Origin of the sequence: Paenibacillus agaridevorans, from assembly GCF_003112455.1 — a bacterium.
Taxonomy (GTDB): domain Bacteria; phylum Bacillota; class Bacilli; order Paenibacillales; family Paenibacillaceae; genus Pristimantibacillus; species Pristimantibacillus agaridevorans.
Genome location: NZ_BDQX01000164.1, coordinates 1 through 22,748 on the forward strand (window position 1 = coordinate 1; position 22,748 = coordinate 22,748).

Below are 22,748 nucleotides of genomic sequence, written 5' to 3' on the forward strand. Positions count from 1 at the left end.
CGTATCCGGCAGGATCTGCAAACGAAGCCGTTAGCACGGTCGCGGCCGCGCCGCTCTCTTCATGCAGCTTCAGCATCGCTTCAACCGTCGAAGCGCGCACGAGCGGCGTATCGCCGCATACGACGATCGTCGTACCGTCGATATCTCCGATCAACTCCTTCGCCTGCAGCACCGCATGCCCTGTGCCGAGCTGCTCCCCTTGCAGCGCATATTCCGCCGCGTCGCCCAGATAAGCCTTTACCTTCTCCGCGCCGTGGCCAACGATAACGACAACCTTCTCGCAGTTCGCGGCTTTGACCGTATCCAACACATGCCCTACCATAGGTTTGCCGCACACCGGATGCAACACCTTATATAATTTCGATTTCATCCGCTTGCCTTGACCGGCCGCGAGCACAATCGCCATTCTTGTCATACGCAATAACCTCCCTGGTTCCTCCAACTAGCAATCCTTCAGATGAATATAGCTTATATATTGGCAAAAGAAAAGAGAGCCGCGGCTCTCTCTTCTGACTAAGCGGATTTATTACCACTAAACGCGGTCGCTCATCTTCGAGAGGCCGAGGGTAGAGGTTTTATCATACTTGCAAAAGCTTTCGTGTTAAGCACCTTCCTCGATCGCAACCTCATCGGCAGCACGCTCATATTCCGCCAGAACAGCGGCTTGGATCTTCTCACGAGTCGTAGAAGAGATTGGATGAGCGATATCGCGGAATTCGCCATCCGGAGTACGTTTGCTTGGCATAGCTACGAACATACCATTGTTGCCGTCGATGACACGGATATCGTGAACAACGAATTCATTGTCAATGGTGATCGATGCGATTGCCTTCATACGTCCTTCCGAATTGACGCGGCGGAGTCTGACATCAGTAATTTGCACTTGTGTTCACCACCTTTGCCTCTCAAGACTTGGTGTATACTTCCACGAAAAAATGCAAAATCCTTCTATTAAATTGGTAAATTGATGCTCTATTTAAAATATTTTTTTTGTTTTGATAATTTTTCGTTTTCATTCGACAAGAGTCGATGCAATGACCTCAATTTCGACAAGAACGTCCTTTGGAAGCCTTGCTACTTCTACGGCGGAGCGAGCTGGCTTGTGGTCTCCGAAGTAGGAGGCATAGATGTCGTTGACCGTTGCGAAATCATTCATGTCCTTCAAGAAAACAGTTGCCTTGACGACGCTGGCTAAGGAAGCCCCGCCTGCCTCCAAGACTGCTTGCAGATTCCGGAATACTTGATGAGCTTGCTCTTCGACGCCGCCAGCGACAAGAGCACCCGTTGCGTCGAGCGGAATCTGGCCCGAAGTGAAGAGCAGACCTCCCAGCTTGATCGCTTGCGAATAGGGGCCGATCGCTGCCGGCGCCGCTTCCGTTGAGACGATTTCCATTTCCTTGCGTGTTGTCATCATGTTCCCTGCCTCTCAATGATTGATGGATATAGATGATGGTGTGCGCAGGCTTGCGGTTACGCCTTGAAGTAATTGCCCGGAATGACGGTGGATTGCTTCGACTTCATATCCACGGCCGTCAGCTTCGCCAGCGACACGTAATCCTCCAGCAGGCGCTCCTCCAGCTCCACTTCTCCCGATTCCACGAATACGCCTACGCCGGCCACGGTTGCCTTGAATTCGAAGAGCAGATCCATCATCCCTTGGATCGTGCCTCCGGCTTTCATAAAGTCGTCGATGATCAGTACGCGGGACTGTTCCTTAAGCGCTCTGCGTGCCAGCGACATCGTCTGGATGCGCTTCGTCGATCCCGACACGTAGTTGATGCTTACTGCGGAACCTTCAGTCACCTTATTGTCTCTGCGCACAATAACGACGGGGATATTAAGACATGCCGCCGTCGCGTAAGCGAGCGGAATCCCTTTTGTCTCCACCGTCATAATAACGTCGATTTTGCGATCTGCGAATGCGGTTGCAAACATCCGTCCGACATCAGCCAGCAGCTCTGGCTGTCCTAACATATCCGTCATATACAAATATCCGCCTGGCAGCACGCGATCGGGCTGCTCCAGCTCTCTGCATATTTCCTTCATGATGTCCAGCGCCACAGATTCTCTCATCTTAGGCATGTATTTAACCCCACCTGCCGCTCCCGCCAGTGTCTGCAGGTCGCCGATGCCTTCTTCCTCGAAAACTTCCTTGATGATAGCAAGATCTTCGCTGATGGAAGACTTGGCGGACTGATAACGTTCTGCGAATGCTGTGAGCGATATTAACGTGTGGGGACGAGATAATAGATACTGCGTCATTTCAACGAGCCGCGAGCTTCTCTTTAACTTCTTCAATGCCATCTCCCCCCACTAAATCCGAATATTATATTACCAATATAACATTTTTATACGGATTTAATCAACAATAACGCCATCTTTATGTAAGCATTCTTACCACGTATACTTCCTTGCAATATCCCCGCAGTCCATTATAGATACGCGGGAGCTTCGCTTGCTTCGATACGAGGCCGAATACGGTAGGTCCACTGCCCGACATCAACACGCCGTCAGCTCCAAGTCTGAGCATGCTCTCCTTTAGCTGACGCACCTCGGGATACAGCTCCAGCGTCACGTTCTCCAGCACATTGCCCAGCCCTTCGCACATATCGTGGAAGGAGCCTCGCGCAAGCGCCCCTCTCATGAATTCGATGGAAGGATGGTCCTTCAGCTCGTTCGCTCTCAGTCTGCCGTACACATCGGCCGTCGACACATTGATCGGCGGCTTGGCGAGAACGACCCAGCATTGCGGCGGCGGCGAGATGTGCTCCAGCTTCTCTCCGCGCCCTCTCGCAATCGCCGTTCCTCCCGTCACGCAGAAAGGCACGTCCGAGCCCAGCTCGGCCCCAAGGTCGCAGAGCTCGTCCTCCGATATGCCAAGCCCCCACAGCCGGTTAAGACCACGCAGCGCTGCAGCAGCGTCGCTGCTTCCTCCGGCGAGACCAGCCGCTACTGGAATCTTCTTGTCGAGATGGATGTATACGCCCTTACGGACGTCATACCGCTCCTTAATGAGGCGAGCCGCCTGGAACGCCAGATTCTTCTCGTCGAGCGGAATATAGCCCACCTGGCTGGAAATGATGATCGTGTCGCGCGGCAGCTCCTCCATCTCGAGACGATCCGCCAAATCGACCATCGTCATGATCATTTCTACTTCGTGGTATCCGTCGCCGCGTTTGCGCAGCACATCGAGCAGCAAATTGATTTTGGCAGGAGCTTTCTCATAAATTTTCATCGGTTCGTTCACCCGTTCATTTAAACTGTAAGCTTCATTATAACAAACGGGCACAATAAAAGCTAAACCATGCCAGACCGTTCGAGCAGGCCCTGCACAGCTTAGCTTCCCTTTTTGCAAACTCTTGCCGCTCTGTTGCTGCTTCCGAAAGCCGGATCGTACTTCTTCATAGCCGCGTCACGATATCGTCGATCGTTACGGCTGTCCCGATCGTGCCGCCGTCTGCTCCGCGATCTGAATGGCCCGTTTCACCATATTGCCGGCATCCTTTGATTTGATTCCGCCCCAACCTTCTTGCTGAACGGTGCCGTAGAAGCCCAGATCTTTTGCGAGTTCTACTTTCAGCTGTTCCGACATCACGCCGCCTCTGCGCCTGCGTCCCATATCATCCCTCCTTGTCGTCTTCTGCCTTGTCAGGCTTGGTTGCCATCCATTCGTAGTATGCATCCGCACGCTAGGGATCATGCGGGTCTTATTATGGTCCCAAAAAAAAGACACAGACCTAAGGAGGTCTGCGTCAGGTTGCCCCGTAAGGGCCTATATGAAGCTTATGTCCATCTAGTGTTGAAGATAAGCGATTCGGACTTGGCCTTCATCATTGCACACGGTCACTTCAACAGATTCGGTAAGTATATCCGCGTAGCTGTAGGAGACGCGCTTGAAAGCGTGTTGCTCTTCATCCAGCTTTACAATGAAGACAGAAGGGTAGATTTCTTCCAACGTACCGGTCCGTTCGATTGTCTTTCGGCGACCGCCGTTTGCTCTAAGACGGATCTTGGCTCCCACATGGGCTTCCAAGCTGCGTTTGATATCCAATAGCGCGTTTTTTGCCATTGTCCACTACCACCTCTTTCCTTGTCCATTATAACCAAGGAAAGACCAATTGTCAAACGAAACAAAATATTATATCAGCCAGATATTTATTTTGTCAACGGTGATTTCACCCAAAAATAAAAAATCGGCCTTATTTTTTGATAGTTTGTGTTCCAATGACAAAAAATATACAAAAGGCGACATAATAGTCGTTGTTCATTAACGACCGCAAGACTCATTCGTTCGTCTGTTAAGCGTTCATCGTTACATTGGCCATAGTCGATGCGGCAGCCTTTGGCTTCGGCAAGCCGACCCGGTGTCGACCGAGCGTCTCGATGCCGCCAACGCCGTCTATCCCGCTAATGGTACCGTGTATGACATCCGGAAGATTAATCGTTTCCCGGATCGATGTAAAGCTGGCTTTGATCGCGATGTACACGGGATCCAGTGCATGGATCAGAATACGGCCCGGCGAGCTGGCGAAGTTCGCTCCTGCGTGCAGCAGCGCCTCGAAGTGGGATTGGCAGGCGCCTGCCACCACCACGAGATTATCCCTGTTCTTCTCGTATTCGCGCGCAACCCGGACAGCGTTAACGAAGTTCTGCGAATTTTTGTAATTGGTCAGACTGTACAATTCATTCGGGGCGCGGTGCTTGAGCACGCCGTCATGGCCCGTAATAACGACAATGTCGGGCCTTACCTGCGGAAGCAGCCGGTAGAGCATGTCGCTCATCTGGGCCTCGTGAAGATGCAGACCATACGCCGGCACCTGCATCGTGCTGTAGAGCTGCATGCTCTTCTTTAAATAATTGCCGTCTCCGTCCAGATGCAGCACCTTGCCGGGCATCTCGAAGTAAGCCGCATCCGGCGTCTGCAATCCCTGACGTATGGCATCCACGGTCTCTGCGGTTTGCTTCTCCCGATCCGTGTGCATCTTGCGTAACGATTCATTTACTTTAATACGCGCCTGTTGCGCCGCTCTCGTTGATTCCGGATCGCGCACGACCGACAGATCAGGAATTGGAGCGTCCGCGAGCAGACGATAATCCGTGCCCTTTAACAGGGCTGTCTCCGAACGAACCGCTTCGATACGGAACAAAACGTCGCTTCCATATGATTTGCGGACGACCAGGTCCCCTTGCTTCATAGGTCAATCACCTCTTCGTCTATCCTATGGGCAGATGGAGCGAATGGTGAGCGATTCTGCAACTTGCCGATTACAACGACAGCTTTGCCTCCAGGAGAGCCCGGCTAAGCCGCGCGAATTCCTCCAGCGAGAGCGTCTCTCCCCGGCGGCCAGGATCGATGCCAATGCCGCCCAGAATGCCGCCAAGCGCCTCCCGGTTCTCTTTGCCTACGAAAGCCGTGAGATTGTTGGCCAGCGTCTTGCGGCGCTGCGCAAAGCTTGCCTGTACGACGCGGAAGAAAAAGGCTTCGTCCGGCACGTCTACCGCAGGCTTCTCTCTCACTGTCAGCTTGATGACGGCGGAGTCTACGTTAGGCTGCGGGATAAAGACGGTATGCGGAACGGTGCATACCAGCTCCGGCACGCAATAATATTGTACGGCTACGCTTAGGCTTCCGTATTCCTTGCCTCCCGGCTTCGCGGCCATTCGCTGCGCGACTTCCTTCTGAATCATGACTACGATGTTCTCCAGCGGCAGACGCTCCTCAAGCAGCTTCATGAGGATCGGCGTCGTTACGTAATAAGGCAGGTTCGCCACGACGCTGACGCCGGAGAGGCCTTCGAATTGACTGCGAAACAGCTCCTGCAAATCAATCTTGAGCACGTCGCCGTGAATGACCGTCACATGTCCCTGCTCGGCGAACAGATCGTCTAATATCGGAATAAGCCGCTGATCGATCTCGATAGCCGTCACGCGGCCAGCCGTCTCCGCCAGGCGCCCTGTCAACGCGCCAATGCCCGGGCCGATCTCCAGCGCCCCTTTGGACTCGTCCAATCCGGCCGCCGCGACGATGTTGTTCAGCACGTTGCGATCGATCAAGAAGTTCTGTCCGAGACTCTTTTTGAAGGAGAAGCCGTATTTCGCGATAATTTCTTTGGTTCGCTTAGGCGTGCCCACATCCGATGCCGATCTTGCGCCTTGCCCGCTTCTGTTCCCTTGTTCCGTCTCCATATTTAAGAACCCTCCGCTTTCTGTTCCATCTCCCGGAGCGCGTCCACGAATTCGCTCTTCGTAATCTGGAAGCTTGTACACCGCTTAAAGAATTGTTTGCCGTTCGCGTATCCGATCCCGAGCAGCTTGCCCATAATCAGCCTTCTGCGCGCCGCATCGGAATGGACGATCAGCCCGGCTTCCATAAGGTCCTCCCAAGTGATCTCGCCCCCCTCGCCGCTAAGCGCCTCCGTCCGCAGCTCCGATAAAGCCTGTCGGATGGCGTCCGTGCTCGCGTTCTCGATGCCGATATCGCCTTTATAGGATGCCTTCTCTTGAGGCAGGAATGCGTGCTTGCAGCCTGGCGCATGACGGGCGACGATCTTTCGGATGCGCTCGCCGGCATGATCAGGATCGGTAAATATAATGACGCCTCTGCGTTCGTTAGCAAGCGCAATCCGGCGAAGCACGTCTTCGCCGATGGCGGAACCGTTCGTCTCGATCGTGTCGGCTTCAACAGCCCGTTTGATAGCAGCCGTGTCGTCCTTGCCCTCCACTACAATGATTTCCTTAATCAATCTGACCATCCCCGCTTTCTGCCGTCTTTCCCTTGCCTTCTTCTTTATTTTCGCGAGAAAAAAGAAGAAAGAAGAGGCGTCGCCTCTTCTTATGATGGCATATTTAGTTCAACATTACGATAGCTTCATCCGAAGCTTAGGCAGGTTAGCTTGCCGATGGTTTGTTCGGACCCAGCACATAAACCGTGTAGCCCGTCTTCTTGCCGAACTTGTTCGCATAGCTGGTGCTATCGAAGTACACATCGATTTTGTTGCCTTTTACGGCGCTGCCCTTGTCTTCGGCGCGGCGGAAGCCGATGCCTTCGATGTATACCCACCATCCCATCGGGATGACGGTTGGATCGACTGCGATCGTCCGGCCTTCCTGTACCTTCGTACCGGATGCCGTAAGGCCGTATTGCGGATGGTCCTCGTCTTTGCCTGTCGATTCGACGCCCGCGGTATACGCGGTAAGCGTCACGTTCTTCAACACTTTCTTCGCGCTGAAGGTAAGGTCGTCTTTCGTTACCGTAGTCACGCTTGGGCTCTTGTTCGACAGAACCGTGACTTTCGGTTCCGGCTTCTTCGTGCCTATGGCGACGATTTGGTCAACGGCAGCCGTCTGCACAACTTCGCTTACGACCTGGCTTGCGACAAGCACGCCGTCTTCGTATTGCTCCTTGGATTGCTCGATCAAAACGCCGCTCTTGCCGGTTTGGATGACCTTCTCCTTACCCTTCTCCAGCGTCGGATCTTCTTTCTTCACGATAGAGAACGGAACATCCTTTTCGAGTGCCGACACCTTCGTGTCTACCCGAACGATTGTTACAAGCTCATCCTCTGCCACTTCCGCGGACAGAGGCGGATTTATTTTATCATCACTGCGGACGGTTATATCCAATTTCTCGATCGCCGCTCCAACCGTCTTCTCTGTCGTGTACACCGTAGATGTCTTGCCATCTGCTTTTACAATAACGGGAATCGCATGATCGACCTCGAACCGGTCGCCGTCCTTAATCGGTGAATTAAGCGGGACTGACACTTTGTCGTGCGGTCCTATTGTAATAGCTTGTTCATCCAGTAGGCGTTGCAGGACCCATTGTTTCGTTTCGACAACGGTTTCTTGTCCATTCACTACTACGGAGACGCTCTTGACAGCCGTTCCGTACAACAACACCAAAAACATGAAAGTCATAGCGATTGAGATTACTGCACTTAACATAATCAAACGCAAGTTTCCATGCTTCCATCGCATTGCGAAAGTCATGCTGGATGATCGCTTCCCATGGGTGTCCTTCTTCTTACTCAGGCCCACTTCCTCGGTCCTCCTTCATAGCCCCGCCGCCAAGTGTTACGCATGTTACAACTGACGCGACTATAGTATATTGGCGTGCAAGCACGCACTCCAGTCTTGCAGACTCTCACCTCCCTGATTAACCCTATGACGACTACTAACCGAATATTCGGGACATGCTAGAGGTTGTCGTCAAAGTGGAGCACATGTGGTAGGCGCCTTAGCGTTCACTACCCGGGAATGTGGAGAGGTTATTTTGAGGGTGCAAAAATGTCTGCTCGGCTGGAAATCCAATACAAAATGTAAAGCTCTGATACGAATCATACCTTCATCGGAGCCCAGTTGTAAAGAAGCGATAAAATGCGATTTTCACGAAAAAAGCAGGAAAACTCCGAATAAATAGTTGAATTCAGCCCCAAAAATCAGTTTTTTTGCATGAAAGGTCTCGTTTTCTCGCTTTTAGACTGACTTTCCTTCGATGCCAAAACAATTTTTACCGTTTTTCATCGTGATTTGAGCCAATTCCTCCACCGAGATGCCCTTAATTTCGGCTGCGGCGGCAGCCACAAAAGCCACATATGCAGACTCATTTCTCTTCCCTCTATTTGGATGCGGAGTAAGATATGGGGAGTCGGTTTCGATCAATAATCGATCCATCGGAACCCTCTCGAGCACCTCTTTTGGAACCCTTGCATTTTTGTACGTAACCGGTCCTCCGAACGAAATATAGAAATTCATATCAAGACATTGTTTTGCAGTATCCCAGCTCCCGGAAAAACAATGCATGACACCCCCGATTTCCTTCGCGTCTTCCTCCTTAAGAATACGAATAACATCCTCATGGGCATCCCGATTATGAATGACGATCGGTTTCTTTACCTTTTTGGCCAGTCGGATCTGTTCCCGAAATACGCGATGCTGTACGTCTTTCGGCGATGTGTCCCAGTGGTAATCCAGCCCGATCTCGCCGATCGCGACAACCTTGTTATGGCTGGAAAGACGCTCGATCCACTCCAGATCCTCCGGCTTCATATCGATGCTGTCCACAGGATGCCAACCTACCGCCGCGTAGATAAACGGATATCGCTCCGCCAGTTCGATTGTTAATGGTATACTTCTCCTGTCACATCCTATGTTTACCATAAGACTGACTCCGGCAGCGCGAGCCCTGTCGATTACCTGTTCCCGATCTTCGTCAAATTGTCTAGCGTCCAGATGCGTATGCGTGTCGAATAACATGATGTCCATCTCCTTTAATCCAGTTGGAATAACTTCCTCATTCGGTCGGATAGCTGCGCCCTATTGGCCCGCAACGGCTCCTCCGGGTAATACAAATGATACTTTCCTTGATGCAAGCCTGTAATGGAACGAACAATGTCGGATTTCAAGGAAATCTCGCTTATTTCATCATGCTCGTCCAGCAACAAAATTGGCGCTTTTTCCCGTTTTTCTCCCTCCTGCCGATCCGGTCGGTATACATCATAAGGAAGATCGAAGGGGAAGTCGATCTCCATATGATAATCCGGATTCAGACCGATGGATTCCAGGGTAGCGGCAACCTCGCCAAGCAATAATTCATCCGGTTGATCGATGGTTACATATTTATAGAGCTGCCTGTTTAAAAATCGATGGCACAGGTCGCTGAGCAGCGGATCGGCTTCCTGCTCCCACTCGGAGAAGGCCGTCTGAGCGAGCGCCTCGTCAAGCTTCAAATAATCCTTCAGCTCGAGCGTATTGTCCAAAAGCTGCTTAATGGAACGTGTCATCCAGCTAAACTTGTAGCCTTCCGCGTTTAATTGCTGCGCTCTTCGAAAAATTTGTCTCAATATAATCTCCGAGCTGCGCGTAACGGGATGGAAGTATATTTGCCAATACATCTGGTAGCGCGACATAAGATAATGCTCGACGGCATGCATGCCGCTATCCTTCACTACAATTTTTCCTTTATAAGGACGCAATACCCGCAATATGCGTTCCAGGTCGAACGTGCCGTAGTTAACGCCCGTGAAGTAGGCGTCGCGCAGCAGATAATCCATTCGGTCCGCATCCATCTGGCTGGAGATGAGACTGACGACGATCGGCTTCGGATACTTCTTCTTAATGACGGCCGCAACCTGCGAAGGAAACTCTTCGGAAACGGAGCGAAGCACGCCATTTATTTCGGTTTCTCCCATTAGTATGGCGCATGTCCACTCCTCGTGATCCGTATCGAAGATCTCCTCCAGCGAATGGGAGAACGGACCGTGTCCTACGTCATGGAGAAGCGCCGCGCACAAGGAGACAAGCCTTTCTTCCTTCGGCCAGTCGGGGTAGCCGTAGCGCTCGAATTGCGAAATAATGCGGCGCGTAATTTCGTAGACGCCAAGAGAATGGGAGAACCGGCTATGCTCCGCGCCGTGAAAGGTTAAGTAGGTTGTCCCAAGCTGCCGGATCCGGCGCAGTCGCTGGAACTCTTTTGTATTAATCAGGCTCCATATCGTCTCATCCTGGACGTACACATAATGATGGACGGGATCCTTAAATACCTTTTCCTCCTTAAGTTGACCGTTCATTTCCTCATCTCCTTCTGTTCATAAATTCGACACAGTTTTATCGACTTTTGTCGAATAATGTCGTAATTAAGTTTCCAATTTGTCGAAGCTGTTGTATTCTATTACATAGAATATTATCTGCTATAGTGGGTAATATCCTTATAACAGCACGCTATCTGCTGATTTTTACAGGTTGACTGTTATGGGAAGAGTTGGTATTATAGTAACATGAATTTATAAAATATTGTCGAACATTGACGAATATATTATCTGAGGGGAATGATGAATGATGATGAAATCTACTGGTATCGTTCGTAAGGTCGATGAGCTTGGGCGCGTTGTTATTCCAATCGAATTACGCCGTACGCTCGGCATTGGCGAGAAGGACGCTCTCGAGATTTATGTAGATGGCGAACGCATCATGCTTAAGAAATACGAGCCTGCATGTATCTTCTGCGGCAACGCCGAAAACGTGTCGTACTTCAAAGGAAAAATTGTTTGCCATATTTGTTTATCAGAAATGCCTTCTCCTGTGACAAAATAAAAAAAATCGGTTATAATCATTATATCCACATGTTAATTCTAACCTTTTTATACTCCTTGATGCCTTCCTGCGCTAGAACCCGGCCAGGAAGGTCCTTTTTTTTGTCCGGATAATTCGGTCAGCGGTTCACTTCATTATATACGTCCCGCTTCGGCAGACCGCGATCCGTCGCTGCTTGCTTAATGGCATCCTTCCTGCTCATCTCAGCTTCATAGTGGGCCACATGCTCCTCCAGGCCAAGCTTCGACCACCAAGCTTCTGGATTCGCAAGACCATTGCCCGCTTCCCCATCGCTTGCGCCTTCTACCACGATACAGAATTCACCGAGGGGCTGATGCTCCTCGAACCATGCGATACATTCCGAGACCGTACCTCTGATAGCCTCTTCATGCCGCTTCGTCAGCTCGCGAATAACGGCAATCCGTCGATCGCCGATACTCTCCAGCATTTCGCCAAGCGTCTTCTTGATACGGTGCGGCGATTCATAAAAGAGCAGCGTGGACCTGAGGGCAGACAGCTCGGTCAGACGTTTCTGAAGCGACTTCCTCTCCCTTGGCGGAAATCCGGCAAATGTAAATGTGTCAGTCGGCAGACCGGACATAATGAGCGCGGACAAAGCGGCATTCGCCCCCGGAATAGGAATAACGGCGATATCCTGTTCTACTGCATCGCGGACAAGGTCGGCTCCTGGATCAGAGATGGCAGGCAGACCGGCATCGCTGACAATCGCAATGGATTGGCCTTCCAGCAACAACCGTATCAGCTCCGGACCACTCGCTTCCTTATTATGCTCATGATAACTCACCAGTCGCGTATGAATTTCGAAATGAGACAGCAGCTTCCTCGTCTGCCGGGTATCTTCCGCTGCAATGAGGTCCACTTCCTTGAGCGTGCGGATTGCCCGCATGGTCATATCCTCCAGATTGCCGATCGGCGTCCCCACCAAGAAAAGACTGCCCGGTGCAGACTTGCCTGAGGCAACCGCTTGCGGAGCGTCGTAGCTTTTTTGCCTGTTCATACGATCTGTACCCCCTCGTCGTTATACACCATTATAGGCGGAAGCAATCTGATGTCAGGTTTCCCGTCTCGCGTTGCTTCTATTAATATCATATTGGCCTCGGACCTTGTATTGGGATGTACGAATTGGATTCGCTTGGGCTCCAGCCTATAACGCCGCATCGTCTCCACGATATCCAGCATCCTCGAAGGACGATGCACCATAAACAACTTGCCCCCGGGACGCAGCAGCCTGCAGCAGGCGCTGGCTATATCCTCGATCGTACAATGGATCTCATGTCTCGCGATCGCATAATGTTCGTTCACGTTCTGATCTCCTGCCGTGACAGGCATGTAAGGCGGATTGACCGTAATAGCGTCGTAAATGCCGTTGCCAGCCGTCTTCGCATATTCCCTGAGATCCTCTCGTATTACGGTAATTTGCTCCTGCAGCCCATTTATCTCCACGCTCCTCCTGGCCATGTCGGCAAGTCGCGGTTGAATCTCGATGGCATCCATCCTTGCCTCCGTTCCGGCCGACATCAGGATGGGAATAACTCCGTTGCCGGAGCATAGATCCGCAACTCGGCCCCGCTTCGGAAGGCTGGCGAATCTGGATAACAAGACAGCATCCAGCGAGAAGCTGAAGACTTCTCGGCTCTGTATAATCCTAAGCCCTGTATCCGTCAGCAGGTCATCCATTCGCTCCCCGGGCAATAAGCCGATCTTCTGATCTTCCCGCTGTTCAGACTGACTAGTGGATGAATCATTTGGCTTTAATTGCGTCATCTTCGTGTTCTCCTTATTTAGAAAATCTTATGTTTCCCTATAATTTAAAAAATGACCGTCCCCTCAGGTAAGGACGGCCCGTCGATACATACTGCTTATTTATTTAGGAACGACAGGCAGAACAGGCAATCGCCTTCGGTACGGAGATGACCGTAGTAGACGTTGCAGATATGGAACCCTTCGTGATAAAGCCTTGTCAGGTTGTCATATCCTTCTCCAATCGCGGCACCGTTGTCGTCGTGTTCCATATTGCCAATTATTATCTCGGCAGAAGTTCCGTTATGCTGTTCCATCGCCTGAGTCGAAGCTGCCGGAACGGTTTCCCGATCGGGGGCGGTCTCCCGCTTCAGCACAAGCCTTAGCTGATGATTTTCCATGCTCAGCTGATTGTTCTCTTCAAGCAATTGTTTGATAATCTGCTTGAGCGCACTGAATTGGGCATGGAACTCCCCTATCTGGCTATCCAATTGATCCATCTGTTTAAATATATCTTTTTTCTCCAAGTCCCCACCCCAGAGCATCAAGCGCGAGTATCTCTCGCCTGTCAGATTGTTAACGCCGCCGTCTACTTCACGACAACATCATCAAGCGGCAGTTCCTTCGGCTTGCCCGGTACATCAAACAGTGATACATATACGCTCTTCGTGGATGCGTTGATGCCCGTAACCTTGCCTTCCCCGTAAGATGTCACGACGATCTTGCCGATGGCCGGCAATTCCTCGCGTACGCTCTCGTAATTGTCATGCTCATACTTCAAGCAACACATAAGTCTCCCGCATAATCCGGAGATCTTGGTCGGATTAAGCGACAGATTTTGATCCTTGGCCATCTTGATCGAGACCGGTTCGAAATCGCCAAGCCACGAAGAGCAGCAGAGCACCCGCCCGCATGGTCCGATACCGCCTAACATCTTCGCCTCGTCCCTTACGCCGATCTGACGCAGCTCGATCCGGGTACGGAATACGCTGGCGAGATCCTTTACCAGCTCGCGGAAGTCGACGCGTCCTTCGGCGGTAAAGTAGAAAATGATTTTATTGCGGTCGAACGTAAATTCGACATCAACCAGCTTCATGCGAAGCTGATGGCTCTTAATCTTGTCAAGACAGGTCGTGAACGCACCCTTAGCGGCGTTGCGATTCTCTTCGACGATCTGAGCGTCAGAATCGCTTGCTATGCGAATAACCTTCTTGAGAGGGAGAACAACATCCGATTCACCGACTTGCTTCTGTCCCACCACCACTTTACCGTATTCGATTCCCCGCGCGGTCTCAACAATAACATGTTGTTCTTTGTCTACGGGATGTTCGACCGGATCAAAGTAATAGATCTTGCCCGCTTTCTTAAAGCGGACACCGACGACATTATACAAGGATTAGCCCTCCTGTAAGTGTACCAATAATTGCTCAAATGCGAGCTGAGGCGATACGTTCGCCCGAATGCGCTTGCCCGCCTCCAATATATGCTCCATGCAGGATACCCATCCTGCAAAGGAACGGTCGTACGCGTGACTGCTTATCCAATCCAACTGATCTATGAAAACAATCTTGTCCTGCCTTCCGGCCTGGAACTGTGTAAAGTCTTTAAACCATAGTGTAAGCAAAGATAGCAGCATATCCATACCGGCGCTCAAATCCGTCTTGAATAGCTGCTGCTGGGCAGTGATCATCGCCGCGGTGAATCGGGACAAGCTCTCCTTGCCTAATTGTATCACTAGGTTTCTGATTTCTGCAAACTCATTCTGCTGGAGAATTTGTCTAGCTCCGTCGAGTCCTGAGGACAGATGGACGGCTGCTCTTGCAAGAAGCGGAGAAGCCCCCTCCAAGACAAGCTTCTCCAGCATACTTTCCGGCGGGATCGGCAGGAAGGGCACCCACTGCGTTCTCGAACGGATCGTCGGCAATATGGCTTGTCCATTATCCGTAATGAGAATGGCGACAATCGGCGACAAAGGTTCCTCGAGAAATTTCAACAAACTATTGGCTGCCTGCAGCGTCATCGTCTCGGCTCGTTCGACCAAATATACGGTGCGTTCCGTCTCCGTTCCCCGATACGACAGATTTCGCTGCAGCTCTCTGATCTGGTCGATCTTGATGCTCTGTCCATCGGGAGCGATCGTCAGAAGCGCTGTCTGATTGCCATGCTCGAACTTTCTGCATGCCAGGCATTGCCCGCACGCATCCCAGCCATTCGACGTACAGAACAGCGCCTTCGCGAACGCTTGCGCGGTTGCCATTCTCCCTGTCCCCGAAGGGCCGTTGAACAAATAAGCATGGGAGATGCGGCCGCTTTGCAGCGCATGTCTCAAAATGCGCTGCGCCTTCCACTGGCCTTCGGCTTGCTCCAGTCGTTCAAGACTCATATCATTGTCCTTACCTTTCTTAAAGGAGGTCCGCCTAAAACAAAAGATTGATCAAAATCCCGCGGATCTCGCCAATCTTGTTAAGCAGCTCCAATCGTCCTTGCTCGCTGTCGAGCAATTCCTCCGCCATCGACACCAGCGTCTCATCGAGCTCGTCGAGCAGCTTATAGCGCTTTACGCGTCCGCGGCGATCGAAGCCGCGCACTTCCTTAAGCCCAACTCCGCGCTTAACCGTATCCTCCAGAAACTTCTTGACCATGGCCCGATACAGCTTTAGCTCGCGAACCGTCATCAGCTTGGCCAAACGTTCCCCTTGGTTATGAATGTCCTGCAGCTTCTGCTGCAACTGCTCGTTCGTTCTCTGTGCGTTCTGCTGCACCAGGACATCGGAGAAACTAACCGGTTGAACGGGTCTTCCGCCCGTATCTCCGCTTGTGCGGTTCTGACCCAAAGGTCGCCAGCTTTGATCGACTCTCATCTACGTCACACCCAATCAGAAGTGTTCGAATCTCTCCACCGGCATGACGAATACCGCCGCGCCGCCAATCTGCACCTCAACCGGGAACGGAATGTAGGAATCCGTCGAGCCGCCCATTGGAGACACCGGCGTAACCAATTGATCGCGTACCTTGCAGTTCGCGCTGATTACTTGAAGCACCTCATGCACGCGCTCATCCTCAATCCCGATCATGAACGTCGTATTTCCCGCACGCAGGAATCCGCCTGTACTTGCCAGCTTCGTCGCACGGAATCCCTCTCTTACAAGCGCATTCGACAACCGGTTGCTATCCTTATCCTGAATGACCGCAATAACTAATTTCATCCTCATTCCCCCTCGTTTAAGATTAAATTAGGTCATCGCCTTTGCGTAACGCGCTGCGCCGCCGAAGGACGGCGACAGCCGCTTCACCTTATCCTATGCATTGGGCTGTTATCGGTTACTGGAACTGCTTGGAGCAACCGTATGCCGCAACCGTCATGATGCCGACAATCGTACGTCCTGCCTATCTGTTCAGTCGGTCCATCAGCACCTGCAGCGCTTCTTCGAATACGTCATCCGGAAGCCTGTCTGCGTTTACTGACACGATCCGTTCCGGAAACCGCTTCAGCAGCATCCGATAGCCTTCTCTTACACGCTCGTGGAAGGAATGACGCTCCAGATCGAGACGATTGATCTCTCTGTCCGCTGCCGCATTGATTCGGGAGAGTCCAACCTCAGGCGACACGTCCAGGAACAAAGTTAGTTCCGGCATGATATCTTGTATGGCGAATCTGTTGATTTCCCATACTGCGTCCATCCCGAGGCCTCTCGCATGGCCCTGATAAGCCAGACTGCTGTCGACAAACCGATCGCAGATGACGATGACGCCTTGTTCGAGCGCAGGCAATACCTTCTCCACCAGATGCTGCCTTCGTGAAGCCGCATACAACAATGCTTCGGTTCTTGCATCCATCACCGTGTGCGCAGGATCCAGGATCACTGTCCGAATCTGCTCCGCGATCGGAATGCCGCCCGGTTCGCGCGTCGTCATCACATCCCATCCCTTCTGCTGAAGAACATGGGAGAGACGCTGGATCAGCGTTGTTTTGCCGGAGCCTTCGCCGCCTTCTATAGTAATGAAGATTCCTTTAGTCAACTTGCCGTTTCCCCTAACCTACTTGACTTGTACTCTTATTTATTGTAACAAAGCGGACGTGACACCACAACGAAATTCGTTGAATCATGCGCTTTTTCGAGCTTTAGCCCCCAGGTTTTTCCTCATAGACAGCAATTGTGCCCATTCCTGAGTCGACTGCTCCCTGAAAATTGGCTCTTCCGGAAGCTAATCTCTCGATTTCATCTGCCATCGCAATCGTCAATCTCTCTCCTGCATACAATAGCGGAATACCCGGCGGATACGGAACGACCATCTCGGCCACACGGCGGCCTATTGCATCTCGAAGCGGCAGACGGACGCTGGGCTGGTTCCTGTACCATCCTCCTCCGAACGACACAGGCTCTTCTAATTCAGTCGCAGCCCATACTGCATGCCTACTTTCAACTTCTTCCTTTGCCGAACGTTTCATGTTGAGCGCGCTGTCATCCATTTCACTTACAATAGCTTGATGTATGAATGTTATGGAATCTCTCAACCGCTCCATATGCTCATCGCCAGTCCCAATCCCGATCAGCAGCACCACGTATACGTTATCCGACATCTCCGCCCAACAGCCCTTCTCCTCGAGCAGTTGCTGCAGTTGTTTGCCGGTTAGAGTTCCGGTCGAATCATGAAGCACGATTCTAAGCGGATCCCGCTGAGGCGAAGTAAGCTTTATCTTCTCGCTCCCGTCATGCTTGCTATTGACGGTAACATCCGTGAAGGCGGCTTCTTGAAGGAACATCCTGGCAGCCTTCAGCCAAGCACGGAATGAACGGGCATGAGCTAAGGCAGGCTGGAACAGCTCCTCTTGAAGCGAAGCCATCATTGCTCGGGAAATATCGAGCGATGCCATAATCGGAAATGATGGACTGGAGCTCTGGACGATAGCCAGCGCTTGCTTCAAGCGATCCAGGTTTATTCGATTCCCCTGAATATGGAGCATGGCTCCCATCGTAAGAGCAGGCAGCGTCTTATGCGTCGATTGCACAGCCGCATCCGCTCCCGCTTGCATCGCCGACCGCGGGAACTCACGATGTTGACCGTAATGAGCTCCATGGGCCTCGTCCACCAGCAGAGGAACACCGTATTGATGCGCCGTCTCGGCATATCGATTTAATAACTCACCCATGCCATAGTAATTGGGATTCGATAAAAAGACCGCTTTCGCTTGCGGGTGGCGTTGCAGCGCTTCTTCTATCCCGCTAAGGGAGGGGATTACAGCAAGCCCAGAACCGGCATCGCGCTGTGGACTAACAAAAACGGCCGAAGCTCCCGCGAGTTTCAGTCCATTAATGACCGACTTATGTACATTTCGCTGCACGATCACCAGATCACCAGGATCACATACTGCAAGCAGCATAGCCAGATTGCCCGATGTGCTTCCTCCAATCAGAAAAAAAGTTTTTTCTGCATGAAAGCTTTGCGCAGCCAAAATTTGTGCCTCTTGGATCGCCGCCTCGGGATGATGCAGATCATCCGTAGAGGATAATTCCGTCACATCTATCCCCATAATGGCATCATAGGTTTGCCTAAAGGCTTCTATTATATTGCCTGTTGAAGTGTTTGCTGCGGCTCCGAGTTCCTCCCATACTTGTCCATTCTGATGCCCCGGTACATGAAAGCTTCGCGGCCTGCTGCCCGCATGATTTTTTAATGCTTCATATATAGGTGCATGTATAGGCTTCATTTAGTTGCAATCCCTTCGTACGCCCATTTGGGCGGTGTCTGCCTACATTGTAACGAATGAATGCACGCTCGTAAACGTTGACTGGGAGCAAGATGAAACGGCTGTCGCCGTCCTTTGGCAGTGCAGCGCGTTTCATCCCGAGAATGATAGGTCAAGTATGGAGAAACCTATTCATTCCTATAATGCAAGAAAAAAAGCAGCCTCTTTATTAGCAGCCGCTTTAAGCATTTTTCTCCACGAGCAATTGTTTCATCTGATGAATAAAAAAAGGATATTTGGCGTCTTGAACGTCGGTCTGTACCATCTCTGTCTCACAATCTTCGCATATGAAACCAGTTACGATAACAATCCCTTCGCCCTCCGCCTTGGGCAATCCACAAATAATGCAATGGTGATCGCGAAATTCGTTCATTCCAATCCCCGCTTTCTATCGCCATCGTCTTTACCTACTATTATGGCACATAGTCTATTGAAATATACTTGTTTCATGTGAAAATCTTCTATAGAAGTCTTTCGAGGATGTGCGCCCGCGCGCAACGCTAGTTTTTCTCGTTATCGTATGCCGGATCTGGGCGATTGGTGATTCCTGAGCTCAAATTTGTAGTGCACAACTGTCTATTGCATGCCGATAAATGTAAGGAAGAGGATTGTAAATTCCGGAGAAGAGGACAATCATCCTATGAAGCAATCATTATCCCAGCAACAGAATGCCACTATATATCAGTATCAGCTCGTTAAAAGAGTCTTGGTGAGGCCGGAACTGGTTACCAGCCATCTCATAATTGCAGGCATCTTCCTTGGCATCCAGATGCTTGCCTATGGCATGAACGGACTGTTTGCCTGGCTGTTCGGATTCGCAGCTGTTCAGCTGCTTCATATCCTTATCTTATTAGTAACCTTCATACAGGTAGATGAAGCAGCCGATCGCAAGTGGATTTGGCGTATTATCCCGCCATGGATCGGATTCAAGCCGGCTAACGACATTACTTTGCATCTGTTCCGCCGGGTTCATCGCCATCTCTTCTGGCTGGGACTATGCGTTATCGGCGTTGTGTACCCTTGGGCGACGCCTGCGCTCATGATTAGCCTTATTAGCTGGCATACATGGCTGCTCGTACCTCGCATGCTGCTGTCGCTATCTTTCCGCAAACAACGCAAGGACGGCGTCCTGCGCCTGGAGTCCAAAGAAGCGTCGTACTATCATCGTTAGGCTTGTCTTCAAGCCCAACTCTAGCCCTCATTACCCGTAAGGGTAGTGGGGCTTTTTTTTGAGCAAGTTTGTTGGCTGGATGTCCTTCAGTAAGCCCGGCCGCTTCTCCTCTGCACGGAACCGTCCCCGCTCGTGGACTCGGTCTGCAATCGCAACGCCGGATTCCACTTCCTGCATAATGAGGTATGATTTAAAGACATCCTTCGCTATGTTTTGGTTTGTTTTGAGAAACTAATCACAACACATATCGAAGTATTTTTCTATCTTTTTTTCAATTGTTCTCTTCAGCTACGATCCGCCCGTGTTTTTTTGCAATTTTGCTCTATTATTTTTTTGTGCGTGCCTTAATGGATGGATACAGTATTTCAACATTGTCTAATATACTTGAACTTTCTGAATATGAGATTCAATCTGTGATAGGGATTCTTCAAAATAAGGCAGCAGCTTATTTTTGCGTAGCGTTCTCTTTGTAAATAGGCTCGTTATAAAGTCATGTCGAGAAGGTATTCGTGGCTTTATAGGCAATATGCCAATATGATATACTGGGCATTAATGAAGTGAGCTGGGGTGTTGAAGATGCGGTGGAACGAGTTGAAGGAACGTTTTTCCAATGAGTGGGTTGTTCTGGAGGTGACGAAAGCTCATTCCAAGGAAGGTCAACGTTTTATTGAAGAAATGATGATGATCGATTCTTTCGATGATTCGGTGAAAGCTTTAAAAAGGTATAGTGAGCTGCATCAAAATGAGCCTCATCGCAAATACTGCTTCTTCCATACCGCGTGCTGGCTTCGGATATTCGGTATCGGTTTGTTATCGACATTAGCACGATGGAGAATGAATAACGTTTCATATTTGATGCGAATAGAGAATTCATGATAGGATATTTAGCGTTAACGCTAAATATCATGCAACGCTTGTGGTCGTGGCGGAATTGGCAGACGCGCAGGTTTCAGGTCCGGGTGGGCTAAACCCCCGTGGAGGTTCGAGTCCTCTCGATAGTACCATCTTATCAATGAACAAGCTCTTGAATTGCCCTTGGGACAGTTCAAGAGCTTGTTGTATTTTGGGCCCTATCAACCTTTAATAGCCCCGATCATAATGCCTTTGACGAAATATTTTTGCAGCATAGGGTACAAGCACAGGATGGGAAGCGTCGCAACGATAATTGTGGCGTATTTGATCGTTTCCCCAACGGGCATTTTGTCGAGGCCGCCTACTCCCGACATCATCGATTCCGTGCTATTGATGATAAGTATTTCTCTTAGAATTAGCTGAAGCGGATACAGATCCCTCGCTCGAATGTAGATCAAGGCATTAAACCAGGAATTCCAATGGGCAACTCCGTAAAATAGGATCATAACAGCGACGACAGGCATGGAGAGGGGGAGCACGATTCGAAACAAGACAGTGAAATCGTTCGCTCCATCCAGCTTGGCCGATTCTTCAAGGCTAACCGGAACCCCCATGAAGGCCGTGCGCATAATGATCAAATTATAGCTGCTCATCGCTACCGGCAGGATTAAAGCCCATCGGGAGTTCATCAAGCCGAGATCATTGACCAACAGAAAGGTGGGAATAAGACCGCCGTTGAAAAACATCGTAAACACAATGCCGAACATAATCGGATTTTTCCACATTACATTTTGTCTGGACAAGGCATAAGCGCCCAAAGAAGTCATTAATATGTTCAACGACGTTCCGATAACCACAATAAAGGTAGAATTGACGTACCCTGTATAAATAGACGGATTTCTAAAAACCATCAGGTACGCTTCGAACGTCACTCCTTCCGGCCACAAGATGAGTCCCCGTGTTTTCACGATCCAGTTCGGATCGCTAACGGAAGCCATCAGAACATAGAAAAAGGGATACAGAGTCGTACACGACAATAGAAATAAGAGGAACACATTGCTCGCATCAAATAGCTTCTCACCCAGACTTCGTTTCAGTGCCATGGCTTCTCGCGTCCTTTACCAAAGGTTATTTTCACTTTTTCTGCTTGCAGCGTTGGCAATGATCAGTAAAGTGAAGTTGATGACGGAATTGAACAAGCCAACAGCAGCGCTGTAACTGTAATCAGCCTCGAGAATCCCTTTACGGTACAGAAACGTTCCGATAACATCCGCCGTTTCATAGGTTGAACTGTTATAGAGCAGCAATATTTTCTCGGTTCCTACCGTCATAAAATTACCGATTTGCAGAATAAGCAGAATAACAACAGTGGTCATAATGCCAGGAAGCGTGACATGGAAGGTCTGTTTCCACCGATTGGCGCCATCTACTCGAGCAGCTTCGTATAAAGAAGGATCAATGCTCGACATGGCGGATAAGTAAATGATAGAGCTCCAGCCTACGCTTTGCCAAACATTGGACGAAATATAGATGCTTCGGAACCAACCGCTTTCACCCAGAAAAGAGGTACGATCAATTCCGAGAAAAGCAAGGATATCATTAATCAAGCCATCGCGCGAAAGGAAATCGACCAATATACCGCAAATAACGACGATCGAGATAAAATGCGGCATATAAGTCACGGTTTGTACGATTCGCTTGAACCTGTTGCTGCGCAACTCGTTTAATAGAAGAGCCAGGATAATCGATGCCGGGAATGCAAAGAGGAGCTCGTATAGGCTGAGCAATAGGGTGTTGCGCAACAACCTCCAAAAATAATAACTATTAAAGAAGCTTTCGAAATGCTTGAAGCCTACCCACTCGCTTCCTAACATTCCGGCTCCCGGTGAAAAATCTCTAAATGCGATTTGCAAACCGTACATCGGAAGATATAAAAAGATAAAATAATAAGCAATTACGGGGATAAGCATCATGTAAACGTAACGATTTATTTTTAAATCACGCCAAGCACGATAAGAGAATGCGTTTTTATTGATTGCTGTCACAGGGACCCCTGTACTTTTTTCCCGCATCAGCGACATTGCGAACCCTCCTGTGGGAATTGTCTTAAGAAATTGCTGGCCA

The 22,748-nt window shown here is 50.4% G+C and carries 27 protein-coding genes; 2 read left to right on the top strand and 25 right to left on the bottom strand.

All coding sequences use genetic code 11. The features are described from left to right. The 13 genes from PAT3040_RS14945 to PAT3040_RS15005 all read right to left on the bottom strand — a co-directional run. Positions 1-415, bottom strand: a 415-nt coding sequence (locus PAT3040_RS14945; protein WP_181376628.1) for an NTP transferase domain-containing protein, incomplete at its 3' end; no start/stop codon positions are given. A gap of 186 nt (positions 416-601) precedes the next feature. Further along, positions 602-883 carry a septation regulator SpoVG gene (spoVG, locus tag PAT3040_RS14950; protein WP_087571183.1) on the bottom strand — a complete coding sequence of 94 codons (282 nt, stop codon included), beginning with the start codon at positions 881-883 and terminating at the stop codon, positions 602-604. A 129-nt stretch (positions 884-1,012) separates the two neighbouring features. Continuing rightward, positions 1,013-1,411, bottom strand: coding sequence for a RidA family protein (locus tag PAT3040_RS14955; protein WP_373863947.1), 399 nt, complete (start codon positions 1,409-1,411; stop codon positions 1,013-1,015). A 59-nt stretch (positions 1,412-1,470) separates the two neighbouring features. After that, complete coding sequence (purR, locus tag PAT3040_RS14960) at positions 1,471-2,298, bottom strand: pur operon repressor (protein ID WP_108993378.1); 828 nt, start codon at positions 2,296-2,298, stop codon at positions 1,471-1,473. A gap of 82 nt (positions 2,299-2,380) precedes the next feature. Beyond that, positions 2,381-3,235: a 4-(cytidine 5'-diphospho)-2-C-methyl-D-erythritol kinase gene (ispE, locus tag PAT3040_RS14965; RefSeq protein WP_108993379.1), complete on the bottom strand. Its 855-nt coding sequence runs from the start codon at positions 3,233-3,235 to the stop codon at positions 2,381-2,383. Between the two features lie 195 nt (positions 3,236-3,430). After that, entirely contained in the window at positions 3,431-3,619 is a 189-nt protein-coding gene (locus tag PAT3040_RS14970) for a small, acid-soluble spore protein, alpha/beta type (RefSeq protein ID WP_087571180.1), read from the bottom strand. Between the two features lie 174 nt (positions 3,620-3,793). Next, entirely contained in the window at positions 3,794-4,069 is a 276-nt protein-coding gene (veg, locus tag PAT3040_RS14975; protein WP_087571179.1) for a biofilm formation stimulator Veg, read from the bottom strand. A gap of 229 nt (positions 4,070-4,298) precedes the next feature. Then, positions 4,299-5,195, bottom strand: coding sequence for a sporulation peptidase YabG (gene yabG / locus PAT3040_RS14980; RefSeq protein ID WP_087571178.1), 897 nt, complete (start codon positions 5,193-5,195; stop codon positions 4,299-4,301). A 70-nt stretch (positions 5,196-5,265) separates the two neighbouring features. Beyond that, positions 5,266-6,186 carry a 16S rRNA (adenine(1518)-N(6)/adenine(1519)-N(6))-dimethyltransferase RsmA gene (gene rsmA / locus PAT3040_RS14985; protein WP_108993380.1) on the bottom strand — a complete coding sequence of 307 codons (921 nt, stop codon included), beginning with the start codon at positions 6,184-6,186 and terminating at the stop codon, positions 5,266-5,268. A 2-nt stretch (positions 6,187-6,188) separates the two neighbouring features. Then, complete coding sequence (gene rnmV, locus PAT3040_RS14990) at positions 6,189-6,743, bottom strand: ribonuclease M5 (protein ID WP_108993393.1); 555 nt, start codon at positions 6,741-6,743, stop codon at positions 6,189-6,191. 145 nt (positions 6,744-6,888) lie between these two features. Beyond that, a complete protein-coding gene (locus tag PAT3040_RS14995; RefSeq protein WP_179215860.1) occupies positions 6,889-8,037 on the bottom strand; it encodes a resuscitation-promoting factor in 1,149 nt (382 codons plus the stop codon). A gap of 438 nt (positions 8,038-8,475) precedes the next feature. Next, a complete protein-coding gene (locus tag PAT3040_RS15000; RefSeq protein ID WP_087571176.1) occupies positions 8,476-9,255 on the bottom strand; it encodes a TatD family hydrolase in 780 nt (259 codons plus the stop codon). Positions 9,256-9,269: 14 nt separating this feature from the next. Continuing rightward, positions 9,270-10,568: an HD domain-containing protein gene (locus PAT3040_RS15005; protein WP_108993381.1), complete on the bottom strand. Its 1,299-nt coding sequence runs from the start codon at positions 10,566-10,568 to the stop codon at positions 9,270-9,272. 268 nt (positions 10,569-10,836) lie between these two features. On the opposite strand from PAT3040_RS15005, the gene PAT3040_RS15010 reads away from it, so the two are divergent. Continuing rightward, on the top strand, positions 10,837-11,091 hold the full coding sequence (locus PAT3040_RS15010; RefSeq protein ID WP_012772023.1) for an AbrB/MazE/SpoVT family DNA-binding domain-containing protein: 255 nt from the start codon (positions 10,837-10,839) through the stop codon (positions 11,089-11,091). Between the two features lie 118 nt (positions 11,092-11,209). Here PAT3040_RS15010 and rsmI read toward each other — a convergent pair whose 3' ends face one another. The 10 genes from rsmI to PAT3040_RS15060 form a co-directional block, all read right to left on the bottom strand. Further along, on the bottom strand, positions 11,210-12,109 hold the full coding sequence (rsmI, locus tag PAT3040_RS15015) for a 16S rRNA (cytidine(1402)-2'-O)-methyltransferase (protein ID WP_108993382.1): 900 nt from the start codon (positions 12,107-12,109) through the stop codon (positions 11,210-11,212). Next, complete coding sequence (locus PAT3040_RS15020; protein WP_108993383.1) at positions 12,106-12,876, bottom strand: tRNA1(Val) (adenine(37)-N6)-methyltransferase; 771 nt, start codon at positions 12,874-12,876, stop codon at positions 12,106-12,108. The genes rsmI and PAT3040_RS15020 overlap by 4 nt, the downstream gene beginning before the upstream one ends. Before the next feature lie 95 nt (positions 12,877-12,971). Further along, positions 12,972-13,379, bottom strand: a complete 408-nt coding sequence (locus PAT3040_RS15025) for an initiation-control protein YabA (protein ID WP_087571189.1) — start codon at positions 13,377-13,379, stop codon at positions 12,972-12,974. A 62-nt stretch (positions 13,380-13,441) separates the two neighbouring features. Then, positions 13,442-14,245 (bottom strand): PSP1 domain-containing protein, encoded by an 804-nt coding sequence (locus tag PAT3040_RS15030; RefSeq protein ID WP_087571172.1) that lies wholly within the window; start codon positions 14,243-14,245, stop codon positions 13,442-13,444. A gap of 3 nt (positions 14,246-14,248) precedes the next feature. Next, positions 14,249-15,235, bottom strand: coding sequence for a DNA polymerase III subunit delta' (gene holB / locus PAT3040_RS15035; RefSeq protein ID WP_108993384.1), 987 nt, complete (start codon positions 15,233-15,235; stop codon positions 14,249-14,251). A gap of 34 nt (positions 15,236-15,269) precedes the next feature. Next, positions 15,270-15,713, bottom strand: coding sequence for a YaaR family protein (locus PAT3040_RS15040; RefSeq protein WP_087571170.1), 444 nt, complete (start codon positions 15,711-15,713; stop codon positions 15,270-15,272). 15 nt (positions 15,714-15,728) lie between these two features. Next, entirely contained in the window at positions 15,729-16,058 is a 330-nt protein-coding gene (gene darA, locus PAT3040_RS15045; protein ID WP_087571169.1) for a cyclic di-AMP receptor DarA, read from the bottom strand. Positions 16,059-16,239: 181 nt separating this feature from the next. Continuing rightward, complete coding sequence (gene tmk, locus PAT3040_RS15050; RefSeq protein ID WP_108993385.1) at positions 16,240-16,872, bottom strand: dTMP kinase; 633 nt, start codon at positions 16,870-16,872, stop codon at positions 16,240-16,242. 103 nt (positions 16,873-16,975) lie between these two features. Continuing rightward, on the bottom strand, positions 16,976-18,562 hold the full coding sequence (locus tag PAT3040_RS15055; protein WP_108993386.1) for an aminotransferase class I/II-fold pyridoxal phosphate-dependent enzyme: 1,587 nt from the start codon (positions 18,560-18,562) through the stop codon (positions 16,976-16,978). Between the two features lie 220 nt (positions 18,563-18,782). Then, positions 18,783-18,974: a sigma factor G inhibitor Gin gene (locus tag PAT3040_RS15060; protein WP_087571166.1), complete on the bottom strand. Its 192-nt coding sequence runs from the start codon at positions 18,972-18,974 to the stop codon at positions 18,783-18,785. Positions 18,975-19,241: 267 nt separating this feature from the next. Between PAT3040_RS15060 and PAT3040_RS15065 the strand changes: the two genes are divergently transcribed. Then, a complete protein-coding gene (locus PAT3040_RS15065; protein ID WP_108993387.1) occupies positions 19,242-19,772 on the top strand; it encodes a transposase in 531 nt (176 codons plus the stop codon). Between the two features lie 1,073 nt (positions 19,773-20,845). On the opposite strand, the gene PAT3040_RS15075 is transcribed toward PAT3040_RS15065, so the two are convergent. Together PAT3040_RS15075 and PAT3040_RS15080 are read right to left on the bottom strand one after the other, a co-directional pair. Then, the gene (locus PAT3040_RS15075; RefSeq protein WP_108993388.1) at positions 20,846-21,727 is read right to left on the bottom strand and encodes a carbohydrate ABC transporter permease; all 882 of its coding nucleotides are present in this window, start codon (positions 21,725-21,727) and stop codon (positions 20,846-20,848) included. A 15-nt stretch (positions 21,728-21,742) separates the two neighbouring features. Next, the gene (locus tag PAT3040_RS15080; protein WP_373863946.1) at positions 21,743-22,705 is read right to left on the bottom strand and encodes an ABC transporter permease; all 963 of its coding nucleotides are present in this window, start codon (positions 22,703-22,705) and stop codon (positions 21,743-21,745) included. Between the last annotated feature and the right edge of the window lie 43 nt (positions 22,706-22,748).

Excerpts from the sequence above, each read along its gene's own strand:
- PAT3040_RS15005 (WP_108993381.1), bottom strand. The coding sequence starts at position 10,568 with ATGAACGGTCAACTTAAGGAGGAAAAGGTATTTAAGGATCCCGTCCAT.
- PAT3040_RS15010 (WP_012772023.1), top strand. The coding sequence starts at position 10,837 with ATGATGAAATCTACTGGTATCGTTCGTAAGGTCGATGAGCTTGGGCGC.
- ispE (WP_108993379.1), bottom strand. The coding sequence starts at position 3,235 with ATGAAAATTTATGAGAAAGCTCCTGCCAAAATCAATTTGCTGCTCGAT.
- PAT3040_RS15000 (WP_087571176.1), bottom strand. The coding sequence starts at position 9,255 with ATGTTATTCGACACGCATACGCATCTGGACGCTAGACAATTTGACGAA.
- PAT3040_RS15075 (WP_108993388.1), bottom strand. The coding sequence starts at position 21,727 with ATGGCACTGAAACGAAGTCTGGGTGAGAAGCTATTTGATGCGAGCAAT.
- holB (WP_108993384.1), bottom strand. The coding sequence starts at position 15,235 with ATGAGTCTTGAACGACTGGAGCAAGCCGAAGGCCAGTGGAAGGCGCAG.
- rsmA (WP_108993380.1), bottom strand. The coding sequence starts at position 6,186 with ATGGAGACGGAACAAGGGAACAGAAGCGGGCAAGGCGCAAGATCGGCA.
- veg (WP_087571179.1), bottom strand. The coding sequence starts at position 4,069 with ATGGCAAAAAACGCGCTATTGGATATCAAACGCAGCTTGGAAGCCCAT.
- rsmI (WP_108993382.1), bottom strand. The coding sequence starts at position 12,109 with ATGAACAGGCAAAAAAGCTACGACGCTCCGCAAGCGGTTGCCTCAGGC.
- PAT3040_RS15065 (WP_108993387.1), top strand. The coding sequence starts at position 19,242 with ATGAAGCAATCATTATCCCAGCAACAGAATGCCACTATATATCAGTAT.
- PAT3040_RS15040 (WP_087571170.1), bottom strand. The coding sequence starts at position 15,713 with ATGAGAGTCGATCAAAGCTGGCGACCTTTGGGTCAGAACCGCACAAGC.
- darA (WP_087571169.1), bottom strand. The coding sequence starts at position 16,058 with ATGAAATTAGTTATTGCGGTCATTCAGGATAAGGATAGCAACCGGTTG.
- PAT3040_RS15020 (WP_108993383.1), bottom strand. The coding sequence starts at position 12,876 with ATGACGCAATTAAAGCCAAATGATTCATCCACTAGTCAGTCTGAACAG.
- PAT3040_RS15060 (WP_087571166.1), bottom strand. The coding sequence starts at position 18,974 with ATGAACGAATTTCGCGATCACCATTGCATTATTTGTGGATTGCCCAAG.
- PAT3040_RS14955 (WP_373863947.1), bottom strand. The coding sequence starts at position 1,411 with ATGACAACACGCAAGGAAATGGAAATCGTCTCAACGGAAGCGGCGCCG.
- PAT3040_RS15080 (WP_373863946.1), bottom strand. The coding sequence starts at position 22,705 with ATGTCGCTGATGCGGGAAAAAAGTACAGGGGTCCCTGTGACAGCAATC.
- yabG (WP_087571178.1), bottom strand. The coding sequence starts at position 5,195 with ATGAAGCAAGGGGACCTGGTCGTCCGCAAATCATATGGAAGCGACGTT.
- PAT3040_RS15055 (WP_108993386.1), bottom strand. The coding sequence starts at position 18,562 with ATGAAGCCTATACATGCACCTATATATGAAGCATTAAAAAATCATGCG.
- PAT3040_RS14970 (WP_087571180.1), bottom strand. The coding sequence starts at position 3,619 with ATGGGACGCAGGCGCAGAGGCGGCGTGATGTCGGAACAGCTGAAAGTA.